Consider the following 21378-nt stretch of genomic DNA (forward strand, 5'->3'; position numbering starts at 1 on the left):
ACTGCGCCGGCTTCAGAGTCCGGCGGCGCGGATCAGGTCGTCGACCTTATCGAGCCGTTCCCAGGTGAAGTCGGACAGCTCGCGGCCGAAGTGGCCATAGGTGGCCGTCTGAGCGTAAATGGGACGCAGCAGGTCGAGCGAGTGGATAATCGCTGCCGGACGCAGGTCGAACACCTCGCGGATCGCCGCGGTGATCTCCTGGTCGGGCAGCACGCCGGTGCCGAAGGTCTCGACGTACAGGCCGACCGGCGACGCCTTGCCGATCGCGTAGGCGACCTGCACTTCGAGACGTTCGGCCAGGCCGGCCGCCACGGCGTTCTTGGCGACCCAGCGCATGGCGTAGGCCGCCGAACGGTCGACCTTGGACGGGTCCTTGCCACTGAACGCACCGCCGCCGTGGCGGCTCGATCCGCCGTAGGTGTCGATGATGATCTTGCGCCCGGTGAGGCCGGCGTCGCCCTGCGGGCCGCCGATTTCGAACCGGCCGGTGGGGTTGATCAGCGTCGCGAGCGACGAGGAGTCCAGGTCGATGCGCTCCAGCACCGGGCGAATGACGAGCTCTTCGACCTCGATGCGCAGCTGTTCGGTCGAGACAGAGGGCGCGTGCTGGGTCGACACCACGACGGTCTCGACGGTGCGCGGAATAATGCCGTCATAGCCGATGGTGACCTGGGTCTTGCCGTCGGGGCGCAGGTAGTCGAGTTCGCCGCTCTTGCGTACGAGGGCGAGGCGTTCGGCCAGCCGGTGGGCGATCCAGATTGGGATCGGCATGAGTTCGGGGGTTTCCCGGGTGGCGTAGCCGAACATGATGCCCTGGTCACCGGCGCCCTGCCGGTCGAAGTCGTCGAGGCTGGACTGCTCTCGGGCTTCAAAGGCGTTGTCGACGCCCTGGGCGATGTCGGGTGACTGGCCGCCGATGGAGATCTCGACGCCGCAGGAGCGGCCGTCGAACCAGACGTCGGAGGAGTCGTAGCCGATGTCTGTGATGCACTTGCGTACGATCGACGGGATCTCGACGTAGGCCTCGGTGGTGACCTCGCCGGCCACGTGCACGAGTCCCGTAGTGACGAGGGTTTCAACGGCGACCCGGCTGTGCGGATCGTCGGTGAGCAGGGCGTCGAGGATGCTGTCGGAGATCTGGTCGCAGATCTTGTCGGGATGACCCTCGGTGACTGATTCCGAGGTGAAGAGGCGAAGATCGTTCATCTGGCCCGTCTCTGTTTTGAAGGAAAACGTAGAAGTTGAAAGTATTTGTGGCCCGCCCGGCCCGGCGATGCGCGGGCTAACCGATCAGGTCAAGTATGCAATTGGCCACCGACATTTTGCTGCCGGAGGCCTCGTTCACTATAACTCCGTGGCGATCGAGCACCGTCACGGTGTTACGTTCCGTGCCGAACCCCTCGTGCTGGCCGACCCGGTTCACGGCCAGGTAGTCGCACCCCTTGCGGGTGATCTTGTCACGCCCGAGCGCAAGCAGTCGGTCGGCATCCGTTTCGGTTTCGGCGGCGAAGCCGATGATCAGCTGGCCAGGCCGGCGGGCATCGGACAGCCCGGCCAGAATGTCGGGGTTTCTTACCAATTCGAGGGTGAGGGTGTCCCCCACGTCTTCCTTTTTGATCTTGCCGAGCTGCACCGTCCTGGGCCGGTAGTCGGCGACGGCGGCGGTCATGATGATGACCTCAGCCGATTCCGCGGCGAGCGTCATGGCCTCGTGCATCTCCAGGGCACTGCTGACCAGAACGGTCGTGACACCGCACGGAACGGCGACCTCGACGTGGGCGGCGACGAGGGTGACCTGGGCCCCGCGGGCCAGGGCCGCCTGGGCGAGGGCGACGCCCTGCTTGCCGCTCGATCGGTTGCCGAGAAAACGCACCGGGTCGAGCGGTTCGCGGGTACCGCCAGCGCTGATCAGCACACGGCGACCGGACAGATCCTGAACAGCGGATGCCGTGGCACCCACAACCCGGTCGAGCACGGCCAGGGCCACGGCCACGATGGCCTCCGGCTCTTCCATGCGGCCGGCACCGGAGTCGGTGCCGGTGAGCCGGCCGACGCCGGGTCCGACGATGGTGATGCCGCGTGCGCGCAACACCGCGACGTTCGCGACGGTCGCCGGGTTGTTCCACATTTCGGTGTGCATCGCCGGGGCGATCACGACCGGCGCCGTGCTGGCCAGGATGGTGTTGCCGAGCAGGTCATCGGCGAGGCCGGCAGCGAGTTTGGCGATGCTGTTGGCCGTCGCGGGGGCGACCACGATGAGGTCGGCGCCCTGGCCGATGGCCACGTGGCGTACCTCGGCCACACCCTCATAAAGATCGGTGTGCACGGGGTTGCGGGAGATGGCCTCGAGCGTCGGCTTGCCGACGAAACGCAGGGCGGCGGTCGTGGCGACGACGTGCACCGCGTCACCGTTCAACACGAAAGCGCGCACGATGTTGACGGCCTTATACGCTGCGATGCCACCGGTGATACCGACGACGATCGTGCGAGGTGTCTTCATCCTGCGCGCTTCGAATCGTGGAGCTTAGGCCTCGACGATCGGGCGGGAAACGAGCTTGTCGTCGTTGATTTCGCGCAGCGCAACCGAGAGCGGCTTGTCTTCGACGGTCGAGTCGACGAGCGGTCCGACGTTGTCGAACAGGCTGCCTTCGTGCAGGTCGGCGTAGTAGTCGTTTATCTGGCGCGCACGCTTGGACGCGAAAATCACGAGGGCGTACTTCGAGTCGACCTTGGACAGCAGGTCGTCGATGGGCGGGTCAATGATGCCAGTGGGCTTGTTCGCCATTGGTGTCACACTCCTAATAGAGCACAGCCTGGGGCCGATGCACGTCTGTTGTTGAACGAATAAGTACGTGAAGAAGCGCGCTACGAAGCACGCGAGAATTCAGCAGAAACGGGCGCTACGCAATGCTGGATGCAGCACGGATCTCCATCAAGTCTACGACCTCGCGAGCGGCGTCGCCGACATCGTGGTTGATCACGAGGTGATCGAACTCCCCCTGCGCGGCCAATTCCAGCTTTGCGGTCTGCAACCGACGGGCCTGTTCTGCCGCATCCTCAGTGCCCCGCCCGATCAGGCGGCGCACCAGTTCATCCCAGCTCGGCGGTAGCAGGAACACCAAACGTGCTTCCGACATTGCGCGTCGCACGGCGCGAGCGCCCTGCAGGTCGATCTCGAGCAGCACACTGTTTCCGGCGGCGATAGCTGCATCGACCGGGCCGCGCGGGGTACCGTAGCGGTAGGCGTTGTGCACCGTGGCCCACTCGAGTAGCTCGCCAGCCTCGATCATGCGATCGAATTCGTCATCGGAGACGAAGAAGTAGCTGACGCCTTCGATCTCCCCCGGGCGTGGTGCGCGCGTCGTCGCCGAAACCGACAGCAGGACGCTGGGATAATTCTCGCGGATGTGATTCGCGACGGTTCCCTTGCCGACCGCGGTCGGGCCGGCGAGAACGATGAGCTTCGAATCCGCCTTGCCGTGATGCAGCGTGGGCCGTTCGGAGAAAAAATCGCGCAGGCGGTCGCGCTGGTGCCGGCCCAGGCCGCCGAGGCGCTTGGAAGGCGAAATTTCGAGCCGGTGAATGATGCGCTGCATCTTGGTCACGCCGATCGCCGGAATGCTAACGAGCAGCTCGGTCACCCGCATTCTGCCCTCGACCCCGGTCGGGTCGGCGATCGCCGCAGCGAGCACCTCGAGTGCGGTGCGTTCTCCGGAGGCGACCTCCGCTTTGACCTTGGCACGGGCCCGGCGGGCAGCGACGGCCGCGCGCGACGCGGCGACCCGGTCTACCTCGGGCGGGGTGGGACGGTTTTCAGCCACGAAGGGCACCTACTTCGGCTACTCGGCGCTCAATGGCTTCATCGATCCGGTGGGGTCCGGCCGAGAGCACACTGCGCGATTCACTCACGATAACCCCTCCGGCGTATTCACCATATATCGAGATCAGATCCATAATATTCCCACCCTGGTGTCCGAAGCCCGGCGCGAGTACCGGTGTTCGAAATTCGCCCGAGGCCTGCCGCACGTCTATGCCAAAGGTCGCCAAGTCGAGAGTGGCTCCGAGTACGACGCCAATCGACCCGAGACCGGTCCTCGTTCGAACGGATGCCGCGCCCGCTCGCGCATTCCGTTGGCCAACCTCGTCGAGAATCGCGCGGGCCACACTCGACCCGGAATGTGGCCCGTCGGCCACGATCGCCCGCTGGATCTGAGCGGCTTCGGGATTCGACGTTGCGGCAAGCAGAAACACACCCTTGCCGTTGGCCGTCGCGAGGGTGAACGGCGAGTCGAGTGAACCGACGCCCATGTACGCGGCGAGGGTGAGGGCATCCACTTCGAGCGGGGAACCAAGAGACAGCCAGGCTTGCGCATATGCCTCGACACTCGTGCCCAGGTCGCCGCGTTTTGCGTCGCCGATCACGAGCAGCCCCGCCTGCCGGGCGTCGGCCAGAACCCGCTCGAGGGCCAGGAAGCCGGCCGAACCGAATCGTTCGTAGAAGGCGACCTGCGGCTTGACCAGGCCGACCCGGCCCGCCGCAGCGGCAACGACCGCGCGGCCGAACGACTCGGCGCCAGCAGCGGTATCGGGCAGGTTCCAGTCGCGCAACAGCCAGGAGTGCGGATCGATGCCGACGCACAGCTGGCCTTGTGTGGCGAACACTCGCTCGAGGCGTTCGCCGAAGGAAACGACCGTCGCAGGGCCGCCGTTCGCAGGAGCGCCAACATTCACAGCAGGGCCGCCGTTCACAGCAGGGCCGTGCGAGCGGTGGCGTACTCCTGAAGCGAGGTCACCTCAAACCCGTCGCGAATCGAGTCGATCGACGCGACCGCAGCGCTGAGCTCGGCGATGGTCGTGAACAGGGGCAGATCGCCGGCCACTGCAGCCGCCCGGATCTCGTACCCGTCGGCCCGTGCCGTGCTGCCACCGGGGGTGTTGATGACGATCTGAATTTCTTCGCGGCGGATGAGCTCGACGATTGACACGTCGTCCTCCCCCACTTTCTCACTGAACTTGGTCACGATGCGGGCGCGGATGCCATTGCGCTGCAGCACCTCGGCGGTGCCGATGGTCGCGGCGATCTCGTAGCCAAGCTGCTGCAGGCGCAGCATCGGCAGGATGATCGCACGCTTGTCGCGGTCGGAGACCGACACGAATACGGTTCCGGAGAGCGGGATCCCGCCGTAAGCGGCGAGCTGGCTCTTGGCGAACGCCCGAGGGAAGTCACGGTCGATGCCCATGACCTCGCCGGTGGAGCGCATCTCCGGGCCGAGGATGGAGTCGACGACGAGGCCCTCAGGGGTGCGGAAGCGGTTGAACGGCAGCACGGCTTCCTTCACGGCGACCGGTGATTCGATCGGCACGCGGGAGCCGTCGATGAGCGGCAGCTTGCCATTGGCCTTCAGCTCGGCGATGGTGGTACCGACCATAATGAGCGCGGCAGCCTTGGCCAGAGTGATGCCGAGCGCTTTCGCGACGAAGGGCACCGTGCGCGAGGCGCGCGGGTTGGCTTCGAGCACGTAGAGCACGCCGGCGCCGATCGCGAACTGCACGTTGAGCAGGCCCTTCACGCCGATTCCGCGGGCGATGCCGAGGGTGGCTTCGCGCACCCGGTCGATTTCGGCGCGGCCGAGGGTGACCGGCGGCAGGGTGCAGCTCGAGTCGCCGGAGTGGATGCCGGCCTCTTCGATGTGCTCCATGATGCCGCCGATGTAGAGCTCGTGGCCGTCGTAGATGGCGTCGACGTCGATCTCGATCGCGTCGTCGAGAAAACGGTCCACCAGAAGCGGATGCCCCGCGCCGATGATTCCCTGCCCGGCCATACGCTGGAAATAGTCAGCGAGTGACGGGGAATCGTAAACGATCTCCATGCCGCGGCCGCCGAGCACATAGCTGGGGCGCACGAGCACCGGGTAGCCGATTTCTTCAGCCACGACGACGGCGCCGGCGAAATCGATGGCCGTTCCGTTGCGGGGGGCAAGCAGGCCGGCGTCGTTGAGGATCTTCGAGAACAGGCCACGCTCTTCGGCGAGGTCGATCGCGTCGGGGGTGGTGCCGAGAATGGGGATACCGGCGGCTTCGAGGCCGCGGGCGAGGCTCAGCGCGGTCTGGCCGCCGAGCTGCACGACCACACCGACCAGTTCGCCACTCTGGCTTTCGGCGTAGATGACCTCGAGCACGTCTTCGAGCGTGAGCGGCTCGAAGTAGAGCCGGTCACTCGTGTCGTAGTCGGTGGAGACGGTCTCGGGGTTGCAGTTGATCATGATGGTCTCATAGCCAGCCTCCGACAGTGCGAAGGAGGCGTGCACACAGGAGTAGTCGAATTCGACGCCCTGCCCGATGCGGTTCGGTCCGGAGCCCAGGATGACGACCTTGCGGCGGTCGCTCGCTACGACCTCGGTCTCGTCGTCGTAGCTGGAGTAGTGGTACGGCGTGAGGGCCGGGAACTCCCCCGCGCAGGTGTCGACGGTCTTGAATACCGGGCGCACGCCGAGAATGTGGCGCACCGTGCGGACATCCGTTTCGCCGAAGCCGCGCAACTCGCCAATCTGAGCATCGGAGAAGCCGTGGTCCTTGGCGAGGATCATGACGTCGCGGTCGAGCCGGTCGGCGGAGGCGACCTGGTCGGCGATCTCGTTGATCAGCACGATCTGGTCGATGAACCACGGATCGATCTTGGTGGCAGCGAAGACCTGGTCGATGGTCGCGCCGCGGCGGAGGGCCTGCTGCACGGTGACGATGCGGCCGTCGGTGGGAATCTCGGCGGCGGAGAGCAGCTCGTCGACCGTGCGGGTCTCGTCGCCCCAGTGAAAGCTTGAGCCGCGCTTCTCGAGCGACCGCAGGGCCTTCTGCAGAGCGGATGCGAAGCTGCGGCCGATGGCCATCGCCTCACCCACCGACTTCATGGTCGTGGTCAGGCGCCGGTCCGCGGCCGGGAACTTCTCGAACGCGAAGCGCGGCACCTTGACCACGACGTAGTCGAGGGTGGGTTCGAAGCTGGCCGGGGTGACGCCGGTGATGTCGTTGGGGATCTCGTCGAGGCGGTAGCCGATGGCAAGTTTGGCGGCGATCTTGGCGATCGGAAAGCCGGTCGCCTTGCTGGCCAGGGCGGAGGACCGGGAGACGCGCGGGTTCATCTCGATCACGATGACACGGCCGTCGGCCGGGTTGATCGCGAACTGGATGTTGCAGCCGCCGGTGTCGACGCCGACGGCGCGGATGATGTCGATGGAGATGTCGCGCAGGTGCTGGAATTCGCGGTCGGTCAGGGTGAGCGCGGGGGCGACGGTGATCGAGTCGCCGGTGTGCACGCCGACCGGGTCGACGTTCTCGATCGAGCAGACGACGACGGTGTTGTCGGCCGTGTCGCGCATCATTTCGAGCTCGTACTCTTTCCAGCCCAGGATGGATTCTTCGAGCAGAACCTCAGTGGTCGGGCTGTGGTGCAGGCCGTCGGTGACAATGCGGCGCAGTTCCACCTCGGTGTAGGCGAAGCCAGAGCCGAGGCCGCCCATGGTGAAGGAGGGTCGCACGACGAGCGGGTAGCCGAGGTCGTCGGCGTAGCCGACGGCCTCGTCGACGGTGCGGGCGATGAAGGAACGGGCCACGCCAGCGCCGGCGTCGATTACGAGCTGCTTGAAGATCATGCGGTCTTCGCCCTTATTGATGGCGTCGAAGCTCGCACCGATCAGCTCGACGTCGTACTTCTCGAGGATTCCGCGCTCGTGCAGCTGGATCGCCGCGTTGAGGGCGGTCTGCCCACCCAGCGTCGGCAGGATCGCATCCGGTCGTTCCTTGGCGATGATCGTCTCGAGAATCTCCGCCGTGATCGGTTCGATGTAGGTCGCATCGGCGAAGTCGGGGTCGGTCATGATGGTGGCCGGGTTGGAGTTGACCAGGATGACGCGTACCCCCTCTTCGCGCAGCACGCGGCAGGCCTGGGTACCGGAGTAGTCGAACTCGCAGGCCTGGCCGATGACGATCGGGCCGCTGCCGATGACAAGAACACTGTTGATATCGTCGCGCTTGGGCATTATTTGGTTTCTCCTGCAACGGCTGACTGTGCAGCCAGAACAACGTCTCTGAATCGATCGAAAAGGTGGTTGGCGTCGTGCGGGCCGGAGGCCGCTTCCGGGTGGTATTGCACCGAGAAGGCGTTGATATCGAGGCAGCGGATGCCCTCGACCACCTGGTCGTTGAGGCTGTAGTGACTCACCTCGACGCGACCGAATCCGGCGCGCGAGTCGTGCACGCCTTCAATGGGCATGTCGACGGCGAAACCGTGGTTCTGCGAGGTGATCTCGACCCGGCCGGTGGTCTTGTCGAGCACCGGCTGGTTGATGCCGCGGTGCCCGAAGGGCAGCTTGTAGGTGCGAAAACCGAGCGCACGACCGAGCAGCTGATTGCCGAAGCAGATTCCGAAGTAGGGAATACCCGCGCGGAGTACCTCCTGCAGCAGGGTCACATGGGCGTCGGAGGCGGCCGGGTCGCCGGGTCCGTTCGAGAAGAACAGGGCCGAGGGCTTGAGCGACAGCACGTGCTCGGCGGTAACCGACTGCGGCAAAACGAGAACCTCGAAACCACGTTCCGCGAGATAGGTGAGCGTGCTGGTCTTCACGCCAAGGTCGAGCACCGCGACGGAGCCGATGCGTTCGCCCTGCGCCGGAATCGAGAAGGGTTCGACCGTCGAGACCTCGAGCGAAAGGTTGCGGCCGCGCATGGCAGCCCCAGCGAGCACCCGTTCGAGCTGTTCGCTGTCTGACAGCCCGAACATGTCGCCCGAGAAGATACCGCTCTTCATCGCGCCCTTCGATCGGATGTGGCGGGTGATCGCGCGAGTGTCGATACCGCTGATCCCGACCACGCCCTGCTCTTCGAGGTCATCGTCGAGGGTGCGAGTGGCGCGATAGTTCGAGGCGATCCGGGCCGGTTCCCGCACAATGAAGCCGGCGACCCAGATCTGCCTGGATTCCATGTCGTCGTCGTTCATGCCGGTGTTGCCGATGTGCGGGGCGGTCATCAGCACGATCTGGCCGGCGTATGACGGGTCGGTCAGGGCTTCCTGGTAGCCGGTCATACCGGTGGCGAAAACAACCTCGCCGAGGGTCTGCCCCTCGCTGCCGTAGCGGCGGCCCACAAAACGGCGGCCGTCTTCCAGCACGAGCACGGCCGGGCCGGGCTTGCCCGCCGAGGAGGAGGACGTGAGGGCAGCGGATGCGCCGGCCTCACCGGCTACGATTTCCGCTGATGCGAACTGGTCTGGTGCGGTCGAATCGGGCACGTCAGGCCTCACTTTCGTCTTGATGGGCCAAGGCCGTAATGGTTCGGATCGAGTCGACGAGGCGAGCACGATCATTCGGGTGGATGATGCGAATGAAGCTGTCGACGGCGCGGCGGTCGACGGTATCGGCAGCGCCACCGGCGGCCAGCCGCCAGGACAGGCGCACGAGTCCGTCGGTTTCAACGGCCCGGTCGATCGCGACCTGAGCGGAGCCGACCGCGTCGATGGAGCCGGCCGGAACGAATACCGGCTGGTTCCCGTCGAGGTCGAGAGCGATTCCGGCGTCGGTCACCGTCACGGCGGCGCGAGCGCGAAAGCCCAGGCCGCTGATCGCGAGCCGCTCGAGCGGCGCGTCACGCGGCGTTGTCGCCACGTAATACACCTCGGCGCTGGCCAGGGTGACCCCGGCGGTGCCGGGCATCGGATAGCCGGCGGTGAGCGACGCATCCCGTCGACTGCGGTTTCGCCAGCTGCGCCACATGAGAATCAGAACGCCGAGCAGAACCAGCGCCGTGATGATGGTGGGAAAAGTCCTATCCATGAGTGAAAACTCCGCTCGCGTGGCCGGCTATCTCGAGGCTGCTGCGCACAGCACCATCCAGCACCGTGGCATAGCCGCGGTGGAAGGTCGCCCGGACCTCACCGGGAAGGGTCATCGACAGGTACGGCGAATTCGTGCTCGTTCCGGCGAGATCGGCGCGACCGAACACGCGGGTCGCTGCGGGATCGTACAGGGTCAGTTCGGCCGGCGACCCGACCGCGATCGGATTGCCCTGGCCGGCCAGGCGCCCGATGCGGGCCGGGGTGCGCGAGAGCACGCGTTCGATGCCAGCCCAGTCGAGCAGCCCGGTCGCCACGACCGCGGCGTGCACGACCGACAAGGCTGATTCCAGCCCGATCATGCCGTTGGCGGCGGCATCCCACTCGCAGTCCTTGCTTTCCATGGGGTGCGGCGCGTGGTCGGTCGCAACGATGTCGATCGTGCCGTCGGCGAGACCGGCACGAAGGGCCTCGACGTCTTCCCGGGCGCGCAGCGGCGGATTCACCTTGAAGCGGGCGTCGTAGCCTCGCACGAGGTCTTCGGTGAGCAGCAGGTGGTGCGGTGTGACCTCGGCGGTCACGTTGATGCCGCGGGCCTTGGCCCAGCGGATCACGTCGACCGAACCGGCCGTCGAGACGTGACAGACGTGCAGGCGCGATCCGACGTGTTCGGCCAACAGAACGTCCCGGGCGATGATCGACTCTTCGGCGACGGCCGGCCAGCCCACGAGTCCGAGTTCGCCGGAGAGGGCGCCCTCGTTCATCTGGGCTTTCTCGGTGAGGCGCGGTTCCTGCGAATGCTGTGCGATGACACCGTCGAAGGCTTTCACGTATTCGAGGGCACGGCGCATGAGGAGCGGGTCTGAGACGCAGAATCCGTCGTCCGAGAACACGCGAACGCGGGCCCTGCTCGACGCCATGGCGCCGAGTTCGGCGAGTTGCTTGCCCGCGAGCCCCACGGTGACGGCGCCGATCGGCTGCACGTCGACGTAGCCGGCACTTTCACCGAGGGCGAGTACCTGCTCGACGACCCCGGCGGTGTCCTGTGCCGGCAGGGTGTTGGCCATGGCGAACACGCTCGTGAAGCCGCCGCGCGCCGCCGCGCGGCTGCCGCTCAGCACGGTCTCGCTGTGTTCGTAGCCCGGCTCGCGCAGGTGGGCGTGCAGGTCGACCAGACCGGGCAGCGCGATGAGCCCGTCGGCGTCGATCACGCTCGCCCCGCCCTGCGACAGGCTGGTTCCGAGCTCGGTGATACGCCGGCCATCCAGACGGATGTCGGTGCCCGTCCCATCCGGAAGGGTCGCGTCGCGAATCAACCAGCGTTGCTGCATTCCGTCAATCGACATTCTTCGATTCCTTCCGGTCACCGGACAAGAGCAGGTAAAGCGCGGCCATTCGCACGGAGACACCGTTCGTGACCTGTTCGAGCACGGTCGAATTAGCGGAGTCGGCCGCCGCCGACGAGATCTCGAGGCCACGGTTCATCGGGCCGGGGTGCATCACAATGCTAGCCGGACCAAGCCGACCGAACCGCGCGTCGTCGAGCCCCCAGACCCGGGAGTACTCGCGGGTGCTCGGAAAGAAAGCCGCGTTCATCCGCTCGGTCTGGATGCGCAGCATCATGACCACGTCGGGGCCCGCATCGATCGCATCGTCGAGGTCGAAGTTAAATCGAGCCGGCCACAGTGTGGTGTCGCTTGGCAACAGGGTGGGCGGGGCGACGAATGTGACCTCGGCGCCGAGGGTGGTGAGCAGCCAGAGGTTGGAGCGGGCCACCCGGGAGTGCAGTACGTCGCCGACGATCGTGACCGTGACCCCGTCGAGGCCCGTTCCGCGGGACGCCTGCCCGTGAATGCGGCGGCGGATGGTGAAGGCGTCCAGCAGCGCCTGGGTGGGATGCTCGTGGGTGCCGTCGCCGGCGTTGATGATACCAGCGTCGATCCAACCGCTCGCGGCGAGCACCGCCGGGGCACCGGAGGCTGGATGGCGGATGACGACGCCATCGGCACCGATCGCGGCCAGGGTCTGCGCGGTATCTTTCAGGCTTTCGCCCTTCGACACGCTCGAGCCCTTGGCGCTGAAGTTGATCACGTCAGCGCTCAGTCGCTTCGCCGCGGCCTCAAACGAGATGCGGGTGCGGGTGGAGTCCTCGAAGAACAGGTTGACCACGGTCTTGCCGCGCAGGGTCGGGAGCTTTCTGACCTCGCGCTGGGCGACATCCGCCATGTCTTCGGCAATGTCGAGCAGGTTGACGGCCTCGTCGCGGCTGAGGTCCTTGGTCGAGAGGAGATGTCTCATCGGTTGCTCCCGCCGTCGATCGATACGAATTCGTCGCCGTCGGTTTCTTCGAGGTGAACGTTGATGCGTTCGTCGGTCGCGGTCGGCAGGTTGCGACCGACGAAGTCGGCGCGGATCGGCAGCTCCCGATGTCCGCGATCGACGAGAACTGCTAGCCGCACGATCGTCGGGCGGCCGTGGTCTCCGAGCGCGTCGAGGGCACTGCGGATGGTTCGTCCCGAGTAGAGCACATCGTCGACGAGTACGACCGTTGCGCCGTTGATGCTGCCGGGCACCTCGGTACGGGTCGGAGTGCGGGTGCGGCCGTGCGCGAGGTCGTCGCGGTACAACGTGACGTCGAGCGATCCGACTCGCACTGCCGTTGCCGCGGGCTCGATGCGTTGGATGATCTCGGCGATGCGCCGGGCGAGAATAACGCCGCGGGTCGGGATACCGAGGATGACGAGGTTGTCCGAGCCCCGATTGGACTCCAGGATTTCGTGGGAGATTCGAGTCAACGCGCGGGTGATGTCAGCCTGGGTGAGCACAGTGTGCGCCAAGTGCCGACCTCCTTCCCCGTCTCACAGGACGGATCTTAAAGGATGTCTGATTTTCTTCTAGCCTAGTCGATCGTCCGCCACCGGTGAACGGGCCAGGACTGGACGGTGCCAGGACTGACCCGAACGGGCAAATCACACTCTCGTGCAGCCCGGTCGCCCCAACGCTGCGACCAGGCTGCACGGAACCTACCGAACCAGGGAACTGCCCTTGTAATCGAACTCACTGGCGGGGACGGACTGCAGCTCCCGGGGTGCCATACGACTGCCGTCCTCGAAGAATCCGGTCGAACTCCGAGCCAGGGTCATTATTGCGTGGACCGCGGCGTCACCCAGCTCGTCGATCGCCTTGGTGTTGAGGTTCGTGATCGAGTCACACGCCTGGTGATAGCACGCGTCGTAGGCCTCGCCGGCTGTTCCGCCGTACGTCACGGCCTCTTCGGGCGTTTTCAGTCCCTCGGCACCACTGAACAGTCCGCCGGCTGGGATTCCAACGGCGATGAACGGACCGTAGTCAGATCTGCCGTCGAAAGCCGTCGGCTCAGTGGCGAGACCCTTCGCAGCGAAATAGCTGTTGAATATCGATTCGATCTGGGCTGAACCGGGAGGGCCCGCCGTGGCACTCGGGTCGGCCGAGGCGTCACCGTCGTAGACGAAGCGCACGTAGTTCGGTGAGGCGAGCATGTCGAAGTTCAGGTTGGCGTAAATTTTGGCCAGATCGACGTCACTCGCACTCGCCACGTAGTTCTCGGACCCGAGAAGCCCGAGTTTCTCGGCGCCCCAGAACGCGAACCGCACCTGCTGCCGCGGCTGAATTTTGAGTTTCTTCATCTGAATTGCGGTCTCGAGAATCGTGGCGGTGCCGCTGCCGTTGTCATTGATCCCCGGCCCCTCGAGCACCGAATCGAGGTGCGCCCCGACCACGATCACCTTGTCCTTATTGCCCGTGCGGGTGTCGGCGATGATGTTCACGGTCGTACGCGTCTCGGCGATGACCTCCGTTTTCACCGCAACGGTCGTCGGCCCTGCCAGGACCGATGCGTAGAGCGCGGCGCCGTCGGCATAACTCAATCCCACGACGGGAACGGATACCGTAGCCCCGAGCGTTCCCTCGACCAGTTCGGTGCGACCGGGGTTGCCCTCGTTGAAGATGATCACGGCGTCATAGCCCGCAGCGATCGCGTTTGCTGTTTTAATGGCGAATGTGCAGGTGCCGCGCTGGATGAGCGCGACCTGGGGCTCGGTGGCCGAGGCCGGTGCAAAGTCGGTCGCGGCACATCCGGAAGCTGAGCTCGGTGCCGGCGTGGCCGGAACCACGGTGTTCGTCGCGGCGACGAGGCCGCCGACAATATTGCCGCTGCCCGAGTAGGTGAATGTGGCCGTCTCGTAGTTCTGGGGTGCGGGAGACACCTGGCTTAGAGTGGCCGGAGTCACCTCCTGATAGAACTCGAACTCGAAGGGTTGCTCCGTCACCTGGTAGCCCGCCATCGTCAGGCGCGCTTTGACGTAGGCAGCGGATGCCGTGAAGCCGGGCGTGCCGGCCGCCCGCGTTCCGCCGGCATTGTTGGCAATCCTCTGCAGGGCCCGTTCGTGTTGCAGGATGCCGCTCACGGTAACCGCCTGGCGGAGTTTAGTCGTGTTGACCTCGTCGATTGCCGCGGTCGCAGACAGGGGAACCGTCAGGCTCCCTACTACAACGGCCGCCATGAGCCATGTTTTTCTTCGCACAATGCCTCCCAATTCCGGTGGGAGCCCGGCCGCCCGGTTGGATGACCCCGCAGTCCCGCTGAATCAATGGCCCGGGATTACCATCTCCGGTAACGTCGTTACCGAATCGTGACCCGTGTCGGTCGTTAGAAGGCTGCGGCGACGAACGCTGAGAATTCGGCCGTGTCGGTGAAGCTTCCGGTGTAGAGAACACCGTCGACGAGCACGGTCGGAGTGCCTTCGACGGAATCAATCTCGGCACCCTCGATCGGTCCGGTCAGGGCCGTCTCGGTGTTCTGCTGCGACCAGGTGAGGTAGTCGCCAGATTCCACGCAGTCGGCGATGTTCACCGAGCCCGGCGCGAGGGCCACCAGTTCAGCGTCGGTGAGTCCACGTGTCTGTTCCGGCGGCTGGTTGGCAAACAGTATGCCCACGTACTCGAGGGCTAGGTCGGGGTTTAGGGCAGCCTGACAGGTCAGCGCAGCGGATGCCCGGCTGGAGTAGTCGGTGCCCTGGGACAGCCGATCGAGAAAGGTGAGCGAATGCACCCGAAGGGTGATGACGCCGCTTTCCACACCGGCGAGCAGGAGTTCACCGTTGGCCTCTTCGAATTGGGCGCAGAACGGACACATCGGGTCGAGGTACTCGTCGACGATGACCGCGCCGGTGCCGAATTCGAGATACCCGGCGTCGAAGTTGGCCGCGCCCAGCTTTCCGGTCGGCAGCGGCGCTGACGGTTCCGGTGCTGACGACGCGGTCGCGGTACCCGGGGCAGCGCTGGAATCAGTAGCCACCACGAATGCAGCGATAGCGGAGGCAAAGATAATCGCGAAAACGACGAGGATGGCGAACACCGCCGTCGCGACGTACCCGATGATGAGGCCCGCCAGCGCGAAGCCGCGGCCCAATTCACCGCGCGCACGAATCTGCGCGAGCGCGATGTGGCCCGTGATGATCGCGACGAGACCGATGAAAAACGAGGACACGAACGACACGATCGCGAGCGTGTTGGTCCTGGGGGCCGTCACGAATGGCGCGGGCGGTACAAATGTCGGTGTCGACCCGGCCGTCGGCGGCACCAGCCGATATGGGTTCGGCTGAACCGGCGTGTTTGGCGGGCCCGGCTGATCGCGGGGAGCGTCTGGTCCGGTGTTGTCCATGTACGTATCCTTCGGTGACATCGAGGCGTTCGCCGCGAAAGCCGAATCTGCCGGTCATGCAACCGGGCGGATCGCAGATCAGGCTGACGGAGCGGTCTGGGCGATCTTGCCGAGCAGTCCGTTGACGAAGCCGGCCGAGTCATCCGTTGAGAGGATTTTGGCAGCTTCGACCGCTTCGTCGATGGCGACGGCGTGAGGCACGGCGCCGTTGTAGAGAATCTCCCAGATACCGATGCGCAAAATGGCACGATCAATGTTGGGCATGCGGGCGAGCGACCAACCCTGCGAGTACGTCTCGATCAGTTCGTCGATCTCCTCGCGGTGGTCGACGACCCCGTCGACCACCTCACGGGCGTAGAGCCAGGAGGCAAGGCGAGCTGGTTCGCTCGCCGCGCGTTCGGCCTCGGTCGCGAGCGACTCCGGAATGCTGATCTGGCGCACATCAGCGGCGTAGAGTATGTCGATGGCGCGTTTGCGAGCCTTGGTCCGTGCGCTCATTCGTTGACGCGGCCGAGGTAGTCGCCGGTGCGGGTGTCGACCTTGACCTTGGTGCCCTGTTCAAGGAACAGCGGAACCTGAATCTGGTAACCGGTCTCCACAGTGGCCGGTTTGGTGCCGCCGGTGGAGCGGTCGCCCTGCAGGCCAGGCTCGGTGTAGGTAATTTCCAGGGTGACGGATGCCGGCAGCTCGACGTACAGCGGGTTGCCGTTGTGCAGCGCCACGGTCACGGCCTGGTTTTCGAGCATGAAGTTGCTCGCATCACCGACCACGGCGGCGGACACGGTGATCTGGTCGTAGTCGGCGACGTCCATGAAGACGTAGGCGTCACCGTCGTTGTACAGGTACTGGAAGTCCCGACGATCGACGTTTTCGGTCTCGATCTTGGCACCGGCGTTGAACGTGCGGTCGACGGTCTTACCCGAGACGACGTTCTTCATCTTGGTGCGAACGAAGGCGCCACCCTTGCCCGGCTTGACGTGCTGAAACTCGACGACGGCCCAGAGTTGGCCATCCATGTTGAGTACGACGCCGTTTCTGATATCAGCGGTAGAAGCCATGGGAGGGGTGTTCCGTTCAATTGATAAGGTGCGCGGGTGCAAATGGCACCTTGTCGAGTCTACGTGTCCAAGCCTCAGGCGCCAAAGGCACCGGGTCGACCGTGTGTCACGGAGCGGTGACGAAGTCCAGGGCCAGACGGTAGGAGTCGAAGCCGAGGCCGGCGATGACGCCGGTCGCGATGGCACTCACGACACTCGTGTGGCGAAAGGTTTCGCGGGCATGCGGGTTGGAGATATGCACTTCGATCAGTGGCAGGCCGGCCTTGGTGACGAGGGCCGCTGCGTCTCGCAATGCGTAGCTGTAGTGGGTGAACGCTGCAGGATTGAGGATGACCGGCATCCGCTCGTCGACGGCTTCATATAGCCAGTGGATGAGCTCGGCCTCGTCATCGGTCTGCCGCAGGTCGATGCTCACCCCGTCTCGAGCGAATGCGACCAGCAGCGCACGCAGGTCGTCCAGGTTCGCCGACCCGTACACGTCGGGCTCGCGACTGCCGAGGCGCCCGAGGTTCGGACCGTTTAGAACCAGCACTGTACTCATCCTTCCAGCCTAGGCCGTCATCGGGTATCGGCCCGGGCGGCAGGCCTCGGTCAGGGGCTGAGAACGGCTATGCCGTCATCGTGCGCGACGAACAAGCCGGCGATGCGCATAAGTTTGCCGAAGGATTGCGCCAGTTCGATGGCCCAGGCCTGGTCTGGAGCGGTGAGGGCGGCGGCCCCCGGCCGTTCCAAAGTCACGATGATGCTGCCGCCGGGGTCCTCCCTGGCGAGGATGTCGTTGATTCTCACGGCGAAAGGGCGTACCGAACCCGGTTCGGGACGCAGGGGTATGCCATCGATCGGTATCAGCATGGAGAGCTGTTGCCCGTGGGCGTCGAGCAGCATAAGCCAGAGCTGCCGGCGGATAGCGTGGCCGACCAGGTCGAAGACCCGTGCTTTGGCCTGTTCCGCAGTGGTCACGGCCGGGGCATCCTCGATTTTCACTGTCAGTGTCATGCCGCCAGCTTGAGCGGATCCGGCCGGGCGCGACCAGTTATCCCCAGAAAGAGTGCGTCTGACCCGCGTTGTGGATAATCTCCGGCGAAACGTTTCACGCTGCGGCGGTGAACGCTTGTCACTCCGAACGATCGGCCGGGCTGTACCCCTAGAATGAAAATCCGATGCCGGCTGCGGCCGCGTCATTCGACCACTGCTAACGGAGGCAGAAGCTCATGGGATACGGCTCGAAGAATTCTTCGTCGGTTCCGACGGGCGACGCGCGGCAGAACATAGTCGCCCTGGAACGGGCCCACGAATCCGCCATATCGGACCGGGTCTTGCAGACCGGGGTGCGCAAGCTCGTGCAGGATTCCTGGCAGCGCTCGCTGTCACTGAGCCTCGACCCGTCGAGCGTGTCTCCGGAGCGGGCGCTGACAGACGCCGAGTTACGCGACCTGCGTAACCAGCATCCGCTCGCCGCGGTGCTGCCCGTCGTGCACAACCTGCTCATACGCCACGCCGTCGACGCCGAACTGATCGTAGCCATCGGTGACGAGTCCGGTCGTTTGCTCTGGATCGACGGTGACCGCGTGCTGCGGCGCCGGGTTGAGGAAATGCTGTTCGTCGAGGGCGCCGACTGGTCGGAAAGCCGAGTCGGCACGAGCGCACCGGGCACCGCCCTCGCCCTGGACCGCGGCATCCAGATTCGCAGAGCCGAACACTTCAATGCCCTCGCACACCCATGGAGCTGCACGGCCGTACCCATTCACGACCCGGATACCGGCAGGATCCTCGGCGTGATCGACATCACCGGCGGTGACCAGGCGGTCGCCCCGCAAACCCTGCCCCTCGTCGAAGCCGCCGTTGCCGCGATGGAAGCGGAGTTGCGCATCCAGCGCCTGGGCCGACCGCACGCTTCGCCGCCAGCCCACCGGTCGCGGGTAACAGCCGCGCCGAGTGTGCCGCGACTGGCGCCGGCCGGCCTGAGTGTGCTCGGCACGGATCACGGCCAGTTGCAGTGCGGCGGCAGAACAGTGGATGTCTCGCCCCGCCACACCGAGATTCTCACGCTCCTGGCCTGGCACCGCGAGGGCCTCTCCGCCGACCGTTTGGCGGGCTATCTCTTCGACCAGAACACAGCGGTGGAGACGCTCCGCGCCGAAATGGTGCGGGTGCGCAAGGTGCTCGCCCTGCTCGATGCTCCGATCACGATCACGTCCCGACCGTATCGGCTGGAATCCCGACTCGAGCTCGATGCCCAACAGGTGTTGGCTTTTCTGGAACGCGGCGCCCACCGGGTGGCTTTGGGCTCCTACCGCGGGGCTGTGCTCCCGGCATCGTCGGCCCCGGGGATTGTCGAAATTCGCGCAGAAGTGAGCAGCCGACTGCGCGAGGCGATGCTCGCGGATGCGTCGGTCGACGTGCTGCTCTCTTTCGCGCGCACCGAGGAAGCCACCTGGGACACCGAAGTTTGGCGGGCCTGCCTTCAGCTGCTTCCGGCTCGTTCGCCTAAACGTGCAACGGTCGTGGCGCATCTTGCGCGCATCGAAGACGAAATCGGTGGCCATCGCAACATTCTGCAACGTTCCCGCTCCTAGAGTCGACTCAGGCCGCAGGATTGCGAGCCCGACACCGTCGTCGAAATAGGAGTGACATGACCGTCTATGCAGCCCCCGGAACACCCGGCTCCAAAGTTACCTTCAAAGCTCGGTACGAGAACTGGATCGGCGGAGAATGGGTCGCCCCGGTCAAGGGCCAGTACTTCGAAGACATCACTCCCGTCACCGGCAAGCCGTTCGCCGAGGTCGCCCGCGGAACGGCCGAAGATATCGAGCTGGCCCTCGACGCCGCCCACAAGGCCGCACCGGCATGGGGCAAGACCAGCGCTACCGAACGCGCTGCCGTGCTGTGCAAGATCGCCGACGTCATCGACGCCAACGTCGAGATGCTCGCCGTGGCCGAAACCTGGGACAACGGCAAGGCGGTGCGCGAAACGATCAATGCCGACATTCCCCTCGCCGCTGACCACTTCCGTTACTTCGCCTCCGCGATCCGCGCCCAGGACGGCGACCACGCCCAGCTCGACGACGACACCGTCTCGTACCAGTTCCATGAACCGCTCGGCGTCGTCGGTCAGATCATCCCCTGGAACTTCCCCATTTTGATGGCCGTCTGGAAGCTCGCCCCGGCCCTCGCCGCCGGCAACGCGATCGTGCTCAAGCCGGCCGAGCAGACCCCGGTCTCAATTCTCGTGCTGCTGGAACTCATCGGCGACATTCTTCCCCCTGGAGTGGTTAACGTCGTCAACGGTTTCGGTCTCGAGGCCGGCAAACCGCTCGCCTCGAGCAACCGCATCCGCAAGATTGCCTTCACCGGTGAGACAACGACCGGCCGTCTCATCCTGCAGTACGCCTCCGCGAACATCATTCCGTCCACCGTGGAGCTCGGCGGCAAGAGCCCGAACATCTTCTTCAGCGACGTTGCCCAAGAGAAAGACGCGTTCTACGACAAGGCCCAGGAAGGCTTCGTGCTGTTCGCCTTCAACCAGGGCGAGGTCTGCACGGCCCCAAGCCGTGCGCTGCTGCAGAAGCCGATCTACGACAGCTTCCTCGGCGACGCCGTCACCCGCGCCAAGAAGATCATTCAGGGTAACCCGCTCGACACCGACACCCAGATGGGCGCGCAGGCCAGCAACGACCAGCTCGAAAAGATCCTCTCTTACATCGACATCGGCACCAAGGAGGGTGCCAGGCTCGCGCTCGGTGGCGAACGTGCGGATCTCGGCGGCGACCTCACCGACGGCTACTACGTGCAGCCGACCATTTTCGAGGGCCACAATAAGATGCGCCTGTTCCAGGAGGAGATCTTCGGACCGGTGCTCGCGGTGACGAGCTTCACCGACTACGACGATGCCATCTCGATCGCCAACGACACCATCTACGGCCTCGGCGCTGGCGTTTGGTCGCGCAACGGCAACGTCGCCTACCGGGCTGGCCGCGATATCCAGGCCGGGCGTGTCTGGGTCAACAACTATCACGCCTACCCGGCCGGCGCCGCCTTTGGCGGCTACAAGAGCTCCGGCATCGGCCGCGAGAACAACAAGCTCGCACTCGGGCACTACCAGCAGACCAAGAACCTGCTCGTGTCCTACTCCGAAAACAAGCAAGGCTTCTTCTAAGCCAATCGATCTGGCCTGTGGCAGCACTCCCCTCGGGTGGGAGTTCTGCCGCGGGTCTGGCTTGGAGGCTGCCAACGACGTAACGTCGTAGGCAGCCTCTTCTTTTCAGTCACCCCCCTGTTCAGCCATGTAGGAAGGCCCGTCAATGTCGACACCCACAATTACCGCGGCGGTCACGATCGCCGGCGAAACCGTTCCCCGCGTCGAGCTCACCCCGGTGGCCGTCGACCTGCTACGCAGCCTCTGGGACGAGCACGGCCCACTCATGTTCCACCAGTCCGGCGGATGCTGCGATGGCAGTTCGCCGATGCTGTTCATGGCTGGTGAGTTCATCACCTCCGACCAGGACGTGCGCCTCGGCCAGTTCGACCTGGCCCCGACCGGTGCGCCGAGTCAGCCGCTCGACTTTTGGATGTCAGCGGAACAGTTCAACTATTGGAGCCACACCTTTCTCACGGTTGACGTCGTTCCCGGGCGCGGCAGCGGCTTCAGCGCCGAAGCACCGCGCGGTGTGCGCTTTCTTATCCGCTCCGAGCTCATGACGACGGTGACCCCGTTCGCGGTCCCGGCCGGCACCGTCGGTGTCGAAGCGGATGCCGCGGCCCCGATCCCCGCCTAACCCCCGCACAGAGGCCTTGCTCGC

20 protein-coding genes are annotated in these 21378 nt (G+C 65.2%); 3 read left to right on the plus strand and 17 right to left on the minus strand.

Annotated elements, in window-relative coordinates; translation table 11 throughout:
* Window positions 1-12: 12 nt before the first annotated feature.
* From metK to E3T47_RS04905, 17 genes are all read right to left on the minus strand, one after another.
* A complete protein-coding gene (metK, locus tag E3T47_RS04825) occupies window positions 13-1206 on the minus strand; it encodes a methionine adenosyltransferase (RefSeq protein WP_134554765.1) in 1194 nt (397 codons plus the stop codon).
* 76 nt (window positions 1207-1282) lie between these two features.
* The gene (gene coaBC, locus E3T47_RS04830) at window positions 1283-2500 is read right to left on the minus strand and encodes a bifunctional phosphopantothenoylcysteine decarboxylase/phosphopantothenate--cysteine ligase CoaBC (RefSeq protein WP_134554767.1); all 1218 of its coding nucleotides are present in this window, start codon (window positions 2498-2500) and stop codon (window positions 1283-1285) included.
* Window positions 2501-2524: 24 nt separating this feature from the next.
* On the minus strand, window positions 2525-2785 hold the full coding sequence (gene rpoZ / locus E3T47_RS04835; protein WP_092107764.1) for a DNA-directed RNA polymerase subunit omega: 261 nt from the start codon (window positions 2783-2785) through the stop codon (window positions 2525-2527).
* Window positions 2786-2900: 115 nt separating this feature from the next.
* Window positions 2901-3821: a guanylate kinase gene (gene gmk, locus E3T47_RS04840; RefSeq protein WP_134554769.1), complete on the minus strand. Its 921-nt coding sequence runs from the start codon at window positions 3819-3821 to the stop codon at window positions 2901-2903.
* Window positions 3814-4662, minus strand: a complete 849-nt coding sequence (gene pyrF / locus E3T47_RS04845; RefSeq protein ID WP_241981944.1) for an orotidine-5'-phosphate decarboxylase — start codon at window positions 4660-4662, stop codon at window positions 3814-3816. The genes gmk and pyrF overlap by 8 nt, the downstream gene beginning before the upstream one ends.
* Window positions 4663-4745: 83 nt before the next feature.
* Complete coding sequence (gene carB / locus E3T47_RS04850) at window positions 4746-8033, minus strand: carbamoyl-phosphate synthase large subunit (protein ID WP_134554773.1); 3288 nt, start codon at window positions 8031-8033, stop codon at window positions 4746-4748.
* On the minus strand, window positions 8033-9166 hold the full coding sequence (gene carA, locus E3T47_RS04855) for a glutamine-hydrolyzing carbamoyl-phosphate synthase small subunit (RefSeq protein WP_134555106.1): 1134 nt from the start codon (window positions 9164-9166) through the stop codon (window positions 8033-8035). The genes carB and carA overlap by 1 nt, the downstream gene beginning before the upstream one ends.
* A gap of 115 nt (window positions 9167-9281) precedes the next feature.
* On the minus strand, window positions 9282-9821 hold the full coding sequence (locus E3T47_RS04860; protein ID WP_134554775.1) for a PH-like domain-containing protein: 540 nt from the start codon (window positions 9819-9821) through the stop codon (window positions 9282-9284).
* Window positions 9814-11151, minus strand: coding sequence for a dihydroorotase (locus tag E3T47_RS04865; protein WP_134555108.1), 1338 nt, complete (start codon window positions 11149-11151; stop codon window positions 9814-9816). Before E3T47_RS04865 ends, E3T47_RS04860 begins: the two co-directional genes overlap by 8 nt.
* A 4-nt stretch (window positions 11152-11155) precedes the next feature.
* On the minus strand, window positions 11156-12118 hold the full coding sequence (locus tag E3T47_RS04870) for an aspartate carbamoyltransferase catalytic subunit (protein ID WP_134554777.1): 963 nt from the start codon (window positions 12116-12118) through the stop codon (window positions 11156-11158).
* Window positions 12115-12657 carry a bifunctional pyr operon transcriptional regulator/uracil phosphoribosyltransferase PyrR gene (gene pyrR, locus E3T47_RS04875; RefSeq protein ID WP_134554779.1) on the minus strand — a complete coding sequence of 181 codons (543 nt, stop codon included), beginning with the start codon at window positions 12655-12657 and terminating at the stop codon, window positions 12115-12117. Before pyrR ends, E3T47_RS04870 begins: the two co-directional genes overlap by 4 nt.
* Window positions 12658-12843: 186 nt before the next feature.
* On the minus strand, window positions 12844-14361 hold the full coding sequence (locus E3T47_RS04880; protein WP_134554781.1) for a M28 family peptidase: 1518 nt from the start codon (window positions 14359-14361) through the stop codon (window positions 12844-12846).
* Window positions 14362-14507: 146 nt separating this feature from the next.
* Window positions 14508-15521: a thioredoxin domain-containing protein gene (locus E3T47_RS04885; RefSeq protein ID WP_166805613.1), complete on the minus strand. Its 1014-nt coding sequence runs from the start codon at window positions 15519-15521 to the stop codon at window positions 14508-14510.
* Between the two features lie 78 nt (window positions 15522-15599).
* Window positions 15600-16019 carry a transcription antitermination factor NusB gene (gene nusB, locus E3T47_RS04890; RefSeq protein WP_134554784.1) on the minus strand — a complete coding sequence of 140 codons (420 nt, stop codon included), beginning with the start codon at window positions 16017-16019 and terminating at the stop codon, window positions 15600-15602.
* Complete coding sequence (efp, locus tag E3T47_RS04895; RefSeq protein WP_092107753.1) at window positions 16016-16579, minus strand: elongation factor P; 564 nt, start codon at window positions 16577-16579, stop codon at window positions 16016-16018. The genes nusB and efp overlap by 4 nt, the downstream gene beginning before the upstream one ends.
* Before the next feature lie 106 nt (window positions 16580-16685).
* Complete coding sequence (locus E3T47_RS04900) at window positions 16686-17120, minus strand: type II 3-dehydroquinate dehydratase (RefSeq protein ID WP_134554786.1); 435 nt, start codon at window positions 17118-17120, stop codon at window positions 16686-16688.
* A 50-nt stretch (window positions 17121-17170) separates the two neighbouring features.
* Complete coding sequence (locus E3T47_RS04905) at window positions 17171-17575, minus strand: hypothetical protein (RefSeq protein WP_134554788.1); 405 nt, start codon at window positions 17573-17575, stop codon at window positions 17171-17173.
* A 215-nt stretch (window positions 17576-17790) separates the two neighbouring features.
* Between E3T47_RS04905 and E3T47_RS04910 the strand changes: the two genes are divergently transcribed.
* The 3 genes from E3T47_RS04910 (at window position 17791) to E3T47_RS04920 (ending at window position 21354) form a co-directional block, all read left to right on the plus strand.
* On the plus strand, window positions 17791-19155 hold the full coding sequence (locus E3T47_RS04910; RefSeq protein ID WP_134554790.1) for a GAF domain-containing protein: 1365 nt from the start codon (window positions 17791-17793) through the stop codon (window positions 19153-19155).
* A gap of 56 nt (window positions 19156-19211) precedes the next feature.
* Complete coding sequence (gene exaC / locus E3T47_RS04915; RefSeq protein WP_134554791.1) at window positions 19212-20735, plus strand: acetaldehyde dehydrogenase ExaC; 1524 nt, start codon at window positions 19212-19214, stop codon at window positions 20733-20735.
* A gap of 145 nt (window positions 20736-20880) precedes the next feature.
* Entirely contained in the window at window positions 20881-21354 is a 474-nt protein-coding gene (locus E3T47_RS04920; RefSeq protein ID WP_134554793.1) for a DUF779 domain-containing protein, read from the plus strand.
* The last annotated feature ends 24 nt before the right edge of the window (window positions 21355-21378 follow it).

The sequence above is a fragment of the Cryobacterium ruanii genome (genome assembly GCF_004404055.1).
Taxonomy (GTDB): domain Bacteria; phylum Actinomycetota; class Actinomycetes; order Actinomycetales; family Microbacteriaceae; genus Cryobacterium; species Cryobacterium ruanii.

Coding starts and splice junctions, on each gene's coding strand:
- metK (WP_134554765.1), bottom strand. CDS start 1,206: ATGAACGATCTTCGCCTCTTCACCTCGGAATCAGTCACCGAGGGTCAT.
- coaBC (WP_134554767.1), bottom strand. CDS start 2,500: ATGAAGACACCTCGCACGATCGTCGTCGGTATCACCGGTGGCATCGCA.
- rpoZ (WP_092107764.1), bottom strand. CDS start 2,785: ATGGCGAACAAGCCCACTGGCATCATTGACCCGCCCATCGACGACCTG.
- carB (WP_134554773.1), bottom strand. CDS start 8,033: ATGCCCAAGCGCGACGATATCAACAGTGTTCTTGTCATCGGCAGCGGC.
- E3T47_RS04860 (WP_134554775.1), bottom strand. CDS start 9,821: ATGGATAGGACTTTTCCCACCATCATCACGGCGCTGGTTCTGCTCGGC.
- E3T47_RS04865 (WP_134555108.1), bottom strand. CDS start 11,151: ATGCAGCAACGCTGGTTGATTCGCGACGCGACCCTTCCGGATGGGACG.
- E3T47_RS04870 (WP_134554777.1), bottom strand. CDS start 12,118: ATGAGACATCTCCTCTCGACCAAGGACCTCAGCCGCGACGAGGCCGTC.
- E3T47_RS04880 (WP_134554781.1), bottom strand. CDS start 14,361: ATGGCGGCCGTTGTAGTAGGGAGCCTGACGGTTCCCCTGTCTGCGACC.
- E3T47_RS04885 (WP_166805613.1), bottom strand. CDS start 15,521: ATGGACAACACCGGACCAGACGCTCCCCGCGATCAGCCGGGCCCGCCA.
- nusB (WP_134554784.1), bottom strand. CDS start 16,019: ATGAGCGCACGGACCAAGGCTCGCAAACGCGCCATCGACATACTCTAC.
- efp (WP_092107753.1), bottom strand. CDS start 16,579: ATGGCTTCTACCGCTGATATCAGAAACGGCGTCGTACTCAACATGGAT.
- E3T47_RS04900 (WP_134554786.1), bottom strand. CDS start 17,120: ATGAGTACAGTGCTGGTTCTAAACGGTCCGAACCTCGGGCGCCTCGGC.
- E3T47_RS04905 (WP_134554788.1), bottom strand. CDS start 17,575: ATGACACTGACAGTGAAAATCGAGGATGCCCCGGCCGTGACCACTGCG.
- E3T47_RS04910 (WP_134554790.1), top strand. CDS start 17,791: ATGGGATACGGCTCGAAGAATTCTTCGTCGGTTCCGACGGGCGACGCG.
- exaC (WP_134554791.1), top strand. CDS start 19,212: ATGACCGTCTATGCAGCCCCCGGAACACCCGGCTCCAAAGTTACCTTC.
- E3T47_RS04920 (WP_134554793.1), top strand. CDS start 20,881: ATGTCGACACCCACAATTACCGCGGCGGTCACGATCGCCGGCGAAACC.